A 13,488-nucleotide genomic window follows, 5' to 3' on the forward strand; every position below is an offset into this window, starting at 1 on the left:
TTACTTCACCCGTACCCGTTCGCCCGACGAATGGGCCGAAAACTCGGGGGCGTAGAAGCATTGAACCGTCGCAACACCCGCCGAGAAATCGCCGGATTGAGCCACGCGCAGGTCGTACTCGAATACATGCGTGCCTACGGGCAGGTAACTCATGAAGAAATCGGTGCTGGCGTCGCGGGGGGATTCGTAGTAACCGAGTCCGTTCTGGTATTTGTAGCCCGACAAAACCGCTACCGGCTCAAAACCCGACGCCCGCCCGTCTTTCAGATGCACATACTCCATAGCGCGGTCGGTTTTGAGCACAAGCCGGACTTTGATCAGATCACCTGGTTTGAGCGCTGACTGCGATGCCACCGTTGAGATGACCGGACCACTGGGCGAGTCGCGTTGCACGTAAAGCGTTTTTTGAACCGATAAGCCCGCGCTCCCCGGCATCACCTGGTCGAGCGGTTCGAAGTGCTGCCAGTAAAGTGCCCCCCAAGCCGGGCCATCGCTGGTTTTCGTGATCTGAACCGCGCCCATTTCTGGTTTGATCTCCGAAGCCGCATACGTCACTTTTTCGTAGCCCGTAATGGCATCGGCTTTCGACACGCGGCTTTGGATCGATTTCCCGCCCAGACTGACCTGCGTACTTACGCCCGTTCCAAGCCAGTCACTGCCTCGTAGCAGAAGTGCGTAAATGGCCTCCGTTGTGGCTTTGGTAGACGACCACGACTGGGTCTGCTTCTGCCGAAGGAGCCAGCGTTTCATTTCGTCGACGATGATTTGAGGGCCCAGTGTCCGCTTCGATTGCTGACCCATCCACTCAAAACAGGCCTGTCCCTGTGGCGTATGACCCACTTCGTCAATCATCTCGATCAGATACGCCTGCGTTTCGATGGGTGTTTGATACCAGTTCAACCCGGCGGTGTTATCGGGCCAGTACAGGCCCATTTCTTCCGACATTTTCGAGTGTTCCAGTAAGGATTGCAGGATACCGGCCGCCGTTTTGGTATCGCCAAAGCGGTTGAGCGCCATGGCTGAAAGCGCCTGGCCCTGTAAACTTTGCGTGAGCCACTCGGCGGCAATACGCTGTTTCAGGTATGCCAATACGTCTTTATCAATGGGTTTATCGAGGTAGAAACTACGGGCGTACAGATACTGGGTGGCCGAAAAGTACCAGGGACCAGCGATTTTTCCTTTATTCTGTGTCTCCATCTTTTTTTGCTCCATAAACCATTTCTTCAGGTCGGCATCGGCGTATTGGATGGCGCGGGTTTGCATATCGGCCAGATTAGCGTTCAGGTCGGTCGGGAATTGAACGCCCAGCTTCTGCAAGTGGCCTAACCCACTCAGGATATGCAGGGTCATGGATAAATTCGGCTCCATACCGCCGAACCAACGAAAACCACCATCCTCCGTTTGCAACTGCTTCAATTTCTCAAACGTCTGCAGCTGCTCGTTCTCCATCCGATTGCCGTCCAGCAATTGGCCTAATTTTGCCTGCCGTTCGCTTTCGGAGCGGGCGTCGGCCAGCCAGGGCGAGTTTTCCAGCGTTATGGCTTTCAATTCCTCGTTCGATTGCAGGGGGCTACGAAGGGGTGTCTTTTGCCACTCGGCAATCACTTGCTTAAAGGCCGGTTTGCTGTTGACAATGTGAGCGGCCAGGCTGTTGGCGTACAACCGGCTGAACAGCTGCTCGGCGCATTCGTAGCGGTATTCCATCAGGTACGGCAGCGATTGCAGCGCATACCAACTCGGGTTACTCGTCACCTCCACCGTGAGCCGCTCGTGCTGAACGGGCAGCTCCGGGTTCAGATTGGCTAACGGTTTCAGGGTAAACGACTTCGTTTCTTTACCATTCACCCAAACCGGTTTCGTGTCGGTCACGAGCATTCGGTTGGGCAACACAGGAACGGTGAACTCTTCGCCATCGGTGAAGCTGCCCGCCTGGGCCGTTAGCCGACAGGTTACGGCATCCAGATTAGCCGGAACGATCAACGTCCAACCCACGGCCTGGCCTTGTCCGGCGGCTACCGTCACGCCCGTTTGGAGATTGCTCAGCTTCAGTTTCTGATGGATCGGCTCGCCGGTAAGCGCATCCAGCAACGCCAGACTGGCTGTTACGGACAAACTCTTGTCGCTCAGGTTGTTGATACGGGCCGTTACGCGAATGGTGTCACCTTCGCGGAAGAACCGGGGCGCGTTGGCCGTAATCATCAGTTCTTTCTGCGTGATGATTTCCCGTTCGAGGGCGCCCGTTTTCATGTCTTTGGTATGCGCAAAGGCCAGCAGCCGCCAGCGGGTCAGGGCTTCGGGCATAGTGAATTTAAGCACCACCCGCCCGTCTTTATCCGTTTGCGCCTGTGGGATGAAAAAAGCCGTTTCGTTGAAATTTTTGCGGGGGTTGATAGACGGGACAACCGGTTGTGGCGCTGACCGGCTGATCTCACTCTGTGAATTAGACGCGACTCTATTAGCGGCAAGATACTGAAGATCGCCACCTACTGCCGCTGGTGCCGCCATCTTGGCGACGGCACCGGTAACCTCTCTTCTACGTTGCGTGCCATATCCAGTCACGACGACTTCGCTCAGTGCCATGGCATCGGGCAACAACTGGATCGACTTTGGTTTCTGTCCAAGCACTACTTCCTGCGATTTGTAGCCAACCCAGGAAAAGATAAGGGTAACCTCTTTACTGGCCGAAGATGTACTGATCGAAAACCTTCCTTTTGCATCCGTATTGGTTCCAATAGTCGTTCCTTTTACCAACACACTAACTCCCGCTGCAGCTGACCCATCTTTATAGCTCGCCGTTCCGGAAATCGTTTTTTCCGTCCGACTGACGTTCAGCCGGATAGCATCGTTGGCGATCTGTAATGGACTCAGCCCAAACGGGTGACTTCCGTAAACACTGAACCGATACCCCAGCCAGCCCAATTGGTCATACTGACGCACAGCTACAGGCGGCTGTGGGCGATACCGGTAAGCGATCACCTGACTACCCAGCACATTAAATGCCTGCGATTCCCAATTACCGAAAGCCAGAGAGTAAGGTTGATAAAAGGATGTCGTCCAGTCGAGCCGGTCGAATACATCCAGCGACGCATCATACAGCGTGGCGACAAGCTCGGCCGGTGACTTACCGAGGCCACTGATTTTCAGCGTCCACTGCTCCCGTTCGCCGGGCTTGAGCTTGTTACGGAAAGTCTGCGTTTCGATCTTCAGCTCTTTATTGGTAAACGGCACCGCAATCGTCTGCGATTTTTCGGATAATCGCCCGTTCTGCACCATAGCGAAATGTACGGCAAATCCACCCCGCTGTTTTTCGGTAACAGGGACAGTGATACGACGGGGCTGACCATCGGTTTTCAGCCACTCGTTCCGCACAATCGTCTGATTTTCCTCAACACTCATCAAAATCCAGGACGACTGACCATTACCCACCCAGAAAACGGCTTCCTCACCGGGCTCGACCGTGGCTTTGCGGACCTGTACCCAATTCTCCGGCCGGGCCGATGCCGTTGGCTGTTTATCGTTGACAACGGCGAAAAAAGCCCGCTCTTTGGCGGTTTCCCCATTGGCATCGGTTACGGTGATCTCGGCCACATATTCACCGGGAGTGTATCGGCTAAGGTCTGCTTTTATCAATGAATCGGCCGGGCTGGTAATAGCCTGCTGTTGCACGACATCGCCCTTCGGCCAAATGCGTGGGTCGTTTTCATTGGCATAGAGATCATGGGGAAACAGCCGTTGAAACTCATCCCGGCTCAGAAAATGCCGATCGGGGCGGCTCCACAGCCGGTTTCGCAACGGCCGCGCTGGCGGTTGTAACCGATACACGGTCAACTGCCCTTTTGCCGCCACTCTCTCGCCGGATTGGTTCGTGATGTTTACCGGAAAAGTCGCAGGGGCATTGCTCTCAATCTGGGGCGGAATGGCCAGACTGACCTGTATGGCCGAATAACCAATACGCAATGTTTTTGTGGTCGTTCGCGTTTCCCCCGCCCGGTCAGTAACATCAATCGTTACATCGAAATCGAAAACAGGGTTGCTCTCGCGGGACTGCTCCCGGTCGGGGGTGGCCGGGAAAGATAAATGCAGATTACCCTGAGCGTCGGTTTGTGCTACGCCACTGGCAATTTCGGCCTGGCTCACCGGTCGGCCACCCATGCGGTAACCGTACCACCACTCCCAGCGTGGCCGCAGGCTCCGTACTACCCGATACCGCACCTCGGCTCCATCGACCACCGCACCTGAGAATGTTTTGGCCGATGCCGAAAGCGTAACGGTCTGCTCTAGCTTGAACGACTCTTTTATGGGATCGACCTTCACCTCGAAGGTTGGGCGTTTGTAGTCCTCAACCCGGATGCTGGTGCTGCCGTCACTCGTCCGAATGGTCATGTTTCCAGTAAGCCGTGCCACAGGGGCTATGAACGAGGCTTCGAACGTGCCAAATTCGTTGGTTTTGAGCGTTTTCTCGGCTATTCGTTCGCCGTTCTGATCGAGAAACTCGACGTCTACCTCTTCGTTAGCCAGCACAGCATACTGGTTCACTTTCCCGTCGTAGAGCAAGCCTTTCACATAAATTGGCTGCCCGGGGCGGTAGATGGCGCGGTCGGTGAAGAGCCGGGCGTAGGTCTGCTCCCGCTCTTGCTGAGGGGGGTTGTTGTAGTTGTATAGGGTGCCGGAAAGTAAGGTGTCGCGACCTGAGGCAATCAGGTATCCAAACCGCTGGGCCGTTGGGGTTTGGCTTTCGGGTAGGGCAAGCAGGCCAGCGGCATCGGTCATGAATGACTTTTTCGTGTTTGTCAGCCTGAAATTCTCCACATCGATCAGCGTTACCGACGCGTTGGCTATGGGCTCGCCCGTAAGCCGGTTCATGACGAACAACGTTTGTGTTTTATCGCTTCTATTGTCCTGCCGGGCCAGATAGCTCAGCGTCGATACCGTGAAAAGCGATAGCTGCAGCTGTTCCGAAGTCTCGCTAAAGCTATTCTCCGAGGTAAGCAACAGCACATACTGGCCAAGGGGTAAACCGTCTATCGGTATTTCGACCGAATGACTGTTCAGGTCGCCATCGTCGGGGAGGGTTACGGACTTTTCAGCAACAGCTGGTCGCTTTATCCACTTGGCAACGCTCTTCTTTCGCTGATCATCCCTGTTTTCAAACTGGTCGAACGGCTGTCGAGCTTCAGACAACGGCAAGCGGATGATCCGGTAGGTGATCTTCGACGTATTCTGGTAGTTGACCAGTGCTCGAAACGGCTTTTCCGGTAAGTTCACCTGTTCAAGTTGTACCGAATAAGACGCAGCCAGCAACTGCGTCAACAATCCATCAGCCTGCTTACGGGCAAGCGTGTTCGGAAAGCGTTTGATCAGATCCCGGCAAAGGTCAGCGGCTCGTTTGCGGTTCCAGCGAAAGGGATTCGGTTTAGCGGAGTCCGGGTCATCTGTATCCTCCAGCGGACGAACCATACCACCCTGATTAGTCAGAAACTCCGCCAGCTGGTAGGCATACATCGCTTCGGCGGGTTTGCCTTTATTGGCTGTTATCTGCTTTTCGAGCGTCTGCTGAAACAAGGCATCTTTGTTGGGCAACACACTATGCCGATGCACAAACGCCAGTCGAAGCGCATCAACATCGGCCAGCGCGTCGGAATTTGCGTCCGATAAATGAAAAGCGAGCAATTGCTGATAGAGCATCAACGCCTGATAACGGCCCGACAATGAATCCTGACTCTGGATGGACAGTTTTGCAAACTCCGCTGGCCCGGCAAGGTAGCCGGGCTGATTCAGCTCGAATTTAAAGACCGGCTTCAGCAGATCAGGCTCGGTATTCTGGAAGAAATCAATAGCGCGGTGGGCCAGTAGATCATACAGGGTGGGCCGAAGTGGCCGGGCATCGGCATCGCCTTTGTCGATAAGTACATCATACTCAGCGATGGGCGTTTTCTGTAACAACGCTTTGTCCTGACCGGAAGCCAGATAAGCAGATGTAATTACCCCGATGAGGTGAGGAGCATCCCAGGTCGTGAAATCCGTGGCTGTTGAATCGGCAGGTTTAACTTCTGTTCTGGAGGTACCTTTTCCTGTTAGGGTCCGGCCTGGATTGGCGCGTCCAACTGTCGTTCTATTGTAGAATTTGTAGCGGTTTTGTTGGAAATACTGCCAGTAAATGTCGGCCAACACCGATTGCAGCACCGACCGGGCTGGTTCGGGCGTGTCCTGAATGTCGGTTTGCAGCGAACGAACGAGTTCGACGTACGAATCCTCATCGGAAAAGCTTCGAAAGATCTGTCGGGCTATCGCGGCTTTGGCAACCTGCGGGTAATTCTTCTGATCCCTGGCCTCTCTGTAAATCTGGCTGGCAATAGCGAGGGCGGACTTTGGCAAGCCTTTGGCCACCAGCGAGTCCGCCCGTTTCCAGTCGCGGGTATAATTGGGCTGCGGACGGTTTTGTGCGGATACCGCCATGGCGACCAGCATGAAAAAGAGAGACAAATAGGCGTTCATAGTTGGTAGAAATGGCAGGTTGTTGGGATGGATGAATGTAAATCTATTTTTCCACAACAGTTACCGGTATGATTCCGATTTAGGGTCAAGGGTTTAACCAGTGTTTGATTTAAGGCATAGACGCTGTATGAGGTACTAGTTAGTATATTGATGCAAATTTTATTGCCGTGCTGTCAGCCGGGTTGCCGATGCGATCGATAAAACTGACACGATAGGTTTTAAGAAACCTACTGCATAGGCTATTAACTTAATGAGGTTTTGAGAAACCTCGCCGGTCAGTTTTAAGAAACTGACCACACGGCAAGAATCGCACCGCAGCCGCCGACGGTCGGCGATTGTATTCAATACATCCGGTGTTCAGATAAAATAGTTTACAGTAAAGAATTAGATAAGACCAGCTAGCAGGCTTTGTTAAGAAATACGGCCGTCAACTCACAGCGGCCGACTCGTGCGTTTTCTCATCAGACAAATTCCATTACTCCCCGTATGCAGCCGTTTCGCTACACATCTCTCGCAGTGCTTTGTCGGCTTATTGTTTTTTCTGCTTTCGTTATCCTGCCCAATGCGTCTTCCATTGCGCAGGACGCCCGTACAGGTGAAAAACTCTTCGACGCCAATTGTGCCGGTTGCCATAATTTCAAACAGGATGGCATTGGGCCTCAGTTAGGTGGACTGAAGAATGCTGTTGACCGTCATTATTTGACCGAGTTTATCAAAAGCCCCAAGGCCCAGATTGATGCGCGGGTGGCGCGGGCTGTCGAAAAAGCCAGGAAATTCGGCACCGTTATGCCGGATTTCAAACACCTGACGGCTACCGAACTCGATGATCTGGTGGCTTACATTCTTGAGAAACCCGCCCCTGCCGCGCCTGTTTCTTCCGGAAAAACGGCACTGGAAAACCCTATCGTCCCTTCCATATCCTTGTCGCCTGTTGCGCTGAACTTGCAAAAAGTCATGCAGTTTCCGTTTACGAACAAAACACAGCCCCGTACACGGATCAACAAGATGGGTGTCCATCCGATCACGAAGGAAACGATGGTAGCCGATCTACAAGGTAAAATCTATATCCTGACGGCCAGCAACCAGCCCGATGTGTTTTTTGACGTTACGGAGCATTTCAAGAATTTCACGAATACGCCCGGTCTGGCGACGGGACTGGGCAGTTTCGCTTTCCATCCGGATTATGCCAGAAACGGGCTCGTTTACACCACTCACACCGAACCCAAAAACTCTGCCATGGCTGACTTTTCCTATGCCGACAGCATTCCCGTTCGCTTGCAGTGGGTGGTCAATGAGTGGACAGTCACAGACCCGCGGTCGCGTGTATTGACCGGAAAGCCACGCGAACTGCTCCGGGTCAACGTGGTCGATCAGATTCATGGCATGCAGGAAATTGCGTTCAACCCGTACGCAACGCCCAAAAGCCCCGACTATGGGTTGCTTTACATTGGCATAGGCGACGGCGGGGCTGTTGAGAAAGGGCATCCATTTATTGCGCGGGACAAAAATCACGTCTGGGGCAAAGTACTACGTATTGACCCCACCGGCCGAACGAGTAAAAACGGGCAGTACGGTATCCCTAAAACCAATCCGTTTGTCGGTAAAGACGGCCTGGATGAAGTGTATGCGGCCGGTTTTCGGAACCCCAACCGAATTTCGTGGACCAAAGACGGGAAAATGCTGGTTACCAACATCGGTCAGCGGCAGATTGAATCCGTATATCTGGTCAAACCGGGCAAAAACTACGGCTGGCCCGACCGTGAAGGCACGTTCCTGATCGACTCGACCGCCAATGTAAACAGCGTGTATCCGCTACCTCAGCATGATGCCCGCTATGGCTACACCTATCCGGCGGCCCAGTTCGACCACGACGAGGGCAACGCCATTATGGGTGGGTTCGAGTACACCGGTAAGCAACTTCCGCAATTAAGGGGGAAATACGTTTTCGGCGAGATTGTTCGGGGGCGGGTTTTCTACGTCAATCTGAACGAGATCAGGGAAGGCTCGCAGGCAACCATCCATGAATTTCCGCTCATGCTGGATGGGCAACAAACGACATTGAAAGAGCTAAGCAAAGTCAGTAAAGTCGATTTACGTATTGGGCAAGATGCCGCCGGCGAGCTCTACCTGATGACCAAATCAGACGGCATGATGTATAAGGTGGTCAAGTAATCCGTATATTATCGATTCATTGAGTCTTATTGCTGACCTGTCAATCCCTACAATCATGCCCACACTTCTCCTTCTACTAGCCTGTTTGTCTTCCTTTTTCGCACCGCCACCACCCCCAAAAACCTATCCCGTCGGGCAAATAAAAACCCCTAAAGGCGAGATTCTTTTCTGGCTCTACGACGAAACGCCAACGCACAAAGCCAGCTTCATGAAACTGGCGAAGGCAAATTATTGGGACACATTGACGTTTAACCGGGTTATCAACAACTTCGTGGCGCAGGGCGGTTGCCCGGATACGCCAGCCGGGTTTTCGGACTCGCCTTACCTGTTAAAACCGGAGTTTGTGCCAACGATACGGCACGTGTATGGCGCGGTGGGTGCCGGGCGAGACAACAACCCAGAAATGCTGTCGGCGGGATGCCAGTTTTACATTGTGCAGAATAAAAAGGGGCTGGCTCGTCTGGACGATAAATTCACCGTTTTCGGGCAGGTTTTTAAAGGCATGGACGTGGTGGATGCCATCGTTGCCGTCAAGACCGATAAAACTGATACACCCCTGGAGCCGATCAAGCTGGACGTGAATATAATTAACCTCACAGCCGCTGAGTTGAAAAAGGCAGGCTATACAGTAACAAACTAGTTTCGAAGTTTATACCCACAGAGACGGACCGTCTCTGTGGGTAAATTACCTTACTGCTTCAATAGAAAGGCTGTCAAATCAGCAACTTGCTGGTTGCTTAGACCCATAGCCACGGGATCGGGCATGAGGCTGGTTTTGTACTGCCGCTTTGACGAAACCTGATCGGCGGGGATGGTGTGCTTAGGTCCTTTTATTCCCCTGACAACAACAGCCTGATCGTTATCGCTTACCAGAAATCCGTAATAAGTCTGCCCCGTTTTGGTCGTGATCAGCCAGGGCTCGTAACCAAACGCAATGCCCGCGCTGGGGTGCAGAATGGCATCTAACAAGCCGTTCTTATCGAACTTCTGGTGAATCTTGGTTAGCTCCGGACCAACGTCACTTCCTAACTGACCATGCTTATGGCAGGTGGCACAGTTGGCACTGAAAACCGTCTTGCCAGTCCGCTCATTCCCCGACAGCATTGCAATCTGCGTCAATACAGGGTCCGAGCTGGTGCTGGTAGCGACCTCCGCCGGTTTAGCCGTGGCTACCTCCGCCGGTTTGGCCGCAACCGAAGCCGTTTCAACGGATGCGGGGGCTTCCTGTTTTTCGGAGACATATTCTTTGGCCATCGTCCGAACGCTCTGATCCGGATTTTTGAGCAGTGTTGGCGTGACCGCTTTTATTAATTTAGTTGACAGTTTCTTATCCGCAACCAGACCCACCAGGATTTTGCCACCTTCCGTGTCGTGGGCCATTTCCAGAGCTATCTTCCGCTTTTCGGTGTCCGACTTGTATTCATCCAGCAGAATTTGCCGGTTCGCCAGCATCTTTTGCTCCTGCGACGATACTTTTGTTGGCATTACCTCTTCCCAGTTCAGGAATTTGGCCCAGTCGTTGCCGCGCCGGAAACTCAGCCAGTACAGCGCCTGATCGGCCACCTCTTTATCCGTCAGTTTCGATAATTCAGCCATTGCCTGAGCCGCCTGTGGCGTTTTAATGAAGCCAAGCGCGACGATCGATTGCTTGCGGGCATCGGCCGATAACGAGGGACTGGCGGCCCGTTTCTTCAGCATCGTTACGGCAGAGGGCGGGTGAAGCTCCCAAACCAGATTCGCCGTCCGCGGGTCCCACTCCAGGGGGTTCTTGGGCATTGTCTGCTGAAGTTCGAAAAATAACGCTTCTTCCTTCCCATCGGCGGCCTTTCCGAGTGCGTCCAGATACCAGGGGTCCTGCCCGTCGTATCCTTTTACCAGATTCATCAATAAAAACCGGCAGTTATCAAATGGAACATCGCGGAGAGCGATCGCCACTTCCCGACGAACAGCCGCACTTTTATCGATAGACAAGTTGCCCATGAGCGGTAGCAAAGCCTTTTGCGACGCCGTAAGGGCGGGTATAGATTTAGAATTTTCGGGGGTGATACTCCGCAGTGCCCGGAAGGCGGTCATTCGAACCGGGGCATCAACGGCTTTAAGCAAGCGCTCCACCTCAAACTGACCCTCGGCACCGAGTTGCGCCAGCAGGTAGATAGCACGGGCCCGGTGGAATGGGTTTGCAGACGACAGAATACCCATAACCGGTTCAACAGCTTTCTCGCCCTGCGCCACCAATGCCTCGAAACCCAGCATCCGTACATTTACGGCGGGGTTTAGAAGAGCCGCAATCTGCCCCTGAGTTGAGCGAAGATCGATTTTTGGTGTTTTCAGTTTCTTGCCTTTGGGTGTAATCCGGTAGATACGCCCGTAGCCTTTGGCATCTTTCATCTGATGGCCCCCTACTACGGGATCGTACCAGTCGGCAATATAAATAGCGCCGTCAGGACCAACGGTCACGTCGCTGGGCCGAAACCACTTGCGGGTATCGTCGGTGGCGGCATCCCACTTGTAATTGGGGTCTACTTCCGGGAAAGTGCTGATAAAATCGGTTCGGGGCATCCGGTAACCGGCACCCATTGGCTCGGGCTTGTAGCTGAAAATCACGTTGCGACCCGCTTCGGCGCTGAGCAACATGCCCCGGTACTGCGGCCCGAGTTCATCCCCTTCGTACATAACCATACCCGTTGGCGAACCGGCCCCACTAATGTCGCCGACGGGCATAACGCCGGGGTCTTCCTGGTGCCAGTGAGCAATTGGAATGGTCTGCCCCGGCCGCTGATCGCCCTGCCAGTAGCGGGTACCATCGCTGCTGAAATACCCGGCATTAGCCCCTTCCATCAAGAAGCTCGTGCGGCAGGCAACAACCTGGTCATCATTGTCATTCTGCCACATATTGCCGTACGAGTCCAGCGCCGTTTCGTAGTTGTTCCGGAAGTTATGCGCCATCACCTTCAGGTTCGACCCGTCCGGGTTAATCCGCAGGGCCATACCACCCGTCCAGACGCGCCCGTCATCGCTCACCTGGTTGCCCTTGTTGAGCTTATTATAGGGTGTTCCGCCCACATACAAACTACCCGAGCGTAACGTCCAGCCGTCTTTGTCGCTTACGACATGCGGGCCCGCGTTTCCGGTGTTGAAATAGTATTTACCATCCGGCCCGGCTACCACGGCATGCAGCGAATGGTCATGATCCAGCCCACCGAAACCCGTCAGCATCACCTCTTTCTTATCGGGTTTATCGTCGCCGTTCTCATCGGTATATACCACCAGATTCGGAGCAGCTGATACAATAACTTTATTTCCGATCACGGCAATGCCCAGGGGCGATACCAGATCCGGGTCTGTTACGAAGACTTTACTGTCATCGGCTTTACCATCGCCATCCGTATCTTCCAGAATAACGATTCGCTCCCCTTCAGCATGGTTGAGCCGACTTTCCGGTTTGTTATTGAACTTCCGGTAATTCACGGCTTCCGTAATCCAGACCCGCCCTTTGGCGTCGATATCCATGTTGGTCGGATTATAGAACATAGGCGCTTCGGCCCAGAGAGTAGCTTCCAGGTCGTTGGGCAGATAGAGCGTATTGGAGTCCGCACCAACGACCATATGCTGCCGGGAGGGCTCTTCCCCGGACGATGGATGGCCAAATCGCGTAGTTGGCTCGAATGTCTGCCCAGCCAGATATAGAAAACCAAGCGTTGTCAGAACGAATGGGACGGGGTTCGAAGAGAAGGTTGCCTTCATAATTTAAGTCAAACGTCAGATGCCTTCTGGCGCGAGCATTCGCCCGTGCCTTATTTTTAAATGCGAGCATGTACTCGCTACGTTGATAGACACGAGCGAATACCCGCGCCAGAATAGTTGATTCAGACGAATAGTGTCCGTACCGTTTTGTTGTTCTCAATATAACTTTCCAGCATCGGCTTTCCTTTGGGCACGGCGCCTTCAATGTGTAACCAACCCGCGTAGCCAATGTCGTCCAGAGCCTGTTTAACTTTGGGCAAATCGACTTTTCCGTGTCCAATGAGGTAGCCGTTTTCTTTCAGATGAACTTCGCAGATTCGGTCTTTACCCAACGTCCGAATTTCGCTGAAAATATCATACCCCATATCCGATGAGTTGCAGACATCGTAATATACTTTCACCGCCGGGGAGCCAACAGCATCCAGAATAGCCAAATGTTCGGGAGCCGATAACCAGGATTCTATACCCAGCACCACCCCGGCTTTTTCGGCCTTGGGCGCAACGGCTTTTAAACGTTCGATCACGACCTGCGTGCCTTTGGGGTCATTTTTCAAGTCGTTGTTCGAGAAGAATGCCAGCAGAATGTTCTTCACCCCCAGGGCTTTGGCAACGTCAACACTGTCCTGCACCCACGCTTCGGTACGTGGGTCTGACTTGTACGGAATCTGGTTGAGCATGCCGATGGCCAGTCCGCCAATCTGCACACCTGCCTGTTGCGCAGCCTCCTTCACTAACCGCTGAAGTTCCGGCTTGCGCAGGTGCTCATGGTCCGATACGGTATTCAGGCTTACCTGCACTCCGTCCAACCCAATCTGCCTGGCTACGGCAAACGCCTTTATATCGCCCGCCGGGCCAATAGACCAATCGCAGGCCCCAATCCGGAATCGGTTGCTGGCTGCTTTTGTTTGTCCAAAAGCCGTGTAGGTCAATGCAGAAACGCCCGCTCCAAGTGAGTACCGCAACGCATCACGTCGATTCATCTGTAGTTGCCGAAAAAGGTTTCTCAAATATACATGTCTATAAAATATCCAACATGAACTATCTTAAAATCATGTTCTGCGTTATAGAATAGCCTTT

The 13,488-nt window shown here is 53.4% G+C and carries 5 protein-coding genes; 2 read left to right on the forward strand and 3 right to left on the reverse strand.

Annotation, left to right across the window (positions count from 1 at the left end; translation table 11 throughout):
- Window positions 1-6,495, reverse strand: a complete 6,495-nt coding sequence (locus tag ACYVJM_RS22690) for an alpha-2-macroglobulin family protein (RefSeq protein ID WP_461150513.1) — start codon at window positions 6,493-6,495, stop codon at window positions 1-3.
- Between the two features lie 486 nt (window positions 6,496-6,981).
- Here ACYVJM_RS22690 and ACYVJM_RS22695 point away from each other — a divergent pair, with 486 nt between their 5' ends.
- Complete coding sequence (locus tag ACYVJM_RS22695) at window positions 6,982-8,667, forward strand: PQQ-dependent sugar dehydrogenase (RefSeq protein ID WP_461150514.1); 1,686 nt, start codon at window positions 6,982-6,984, stop codon at window positions 8,665-8,667.
- Window positions 8,668-8,722: 55 nt separating this feature from the next.
- On the forward strand, window positions 8,723-9,307 hold the full coding sequence (locus tag ACYVJM_RS22700; RefSeq protein ID WP_461150515.1) for a peptidylprolyl isomerase: 585 nt from the start codon (window positions 8,723-8,725) through the stop codon (window positions 9,305-9,307).
- A gap of 50 nt (window positions 9,308-9,357) precedes the next feature.
- Here the strand turns inward: ACYVJM_RS22700 and ACYVJM_RS22705 are convergent, their stop codons facing one another.
- Both ACYVJM_RS22705 and ACYVJM_RS22710 read right to left on the reverse strand, forming a co-directional pair.
- Window positions 9,358-12,411 (reverse strand): PVC-type heme-binding CxxCH protein, encoded by a 3,054-nt coding sequence (locus ACYVJM_RS22705; protein ID WP_461150516.1) that lies wholly within the window; start codon window positions 12,409-12,411, stop codon window positions 9,358-9,360.
- Between the two features lie 122 nt (window positions 12,412-12,533).
- On the reverse strand, window positions 12,534-13,391 hold the full coding sequence (locus ACYVJM_RS22710) for a sugar phosphate isomerase/epimerase family protein (protein ID WP_461150517.1): 858 nt from the start codon (window positions 13,389-13,391) through the stop codon (window positions 12,534-12,536).
- Window positions 13,392-13,488: the final 97 nt, after the last annotated feature.

The organism is Spirosoma pulveris (assembly GCF_054781875.1).

Excerpts from the sequence above, each read along its gene's own strand:
- ACYVJM_RS22690 (WP_461150513.1), bottom strand. The coding sequence starts at position 6,495 with ATGAACGCCTATTTGTCTCTCTTTTTCATGCTGGTCGCCATGGCGGTA.
- ACYVJM_RS22695 (WP_461150514.1), top strand. The coding sequence starts at position 6,982 with ATGCAGCCGTTTCGCTACACATCTCTCGCAGTGCTTTGTCGGCTTATT.
- ACYVJM_RS22700 (WP_461150515.1), top strand. The coding sequence starts at position 8,723 with ATGCCCACACTTCTCCTTCTACTAGCCTGTTTGTCTTCCTTTTTCGCA.
- ACYVJM_RS22705 (WP_461150516.1), bottom strand. The coding sequence starts at position 12,411 with ATGAAGGCAACCTTCTCTTCGAACCCCGTCCCATTCGTTCTGACAACG.
- ACYVJM_RS22710 (WP_461150517.1), bottom strand. The coding sequence starts at position 13,391 with ATGAATCGACGTGATGCGTTGCGGTACTCACTTGGAGCGGGCGTTTCT.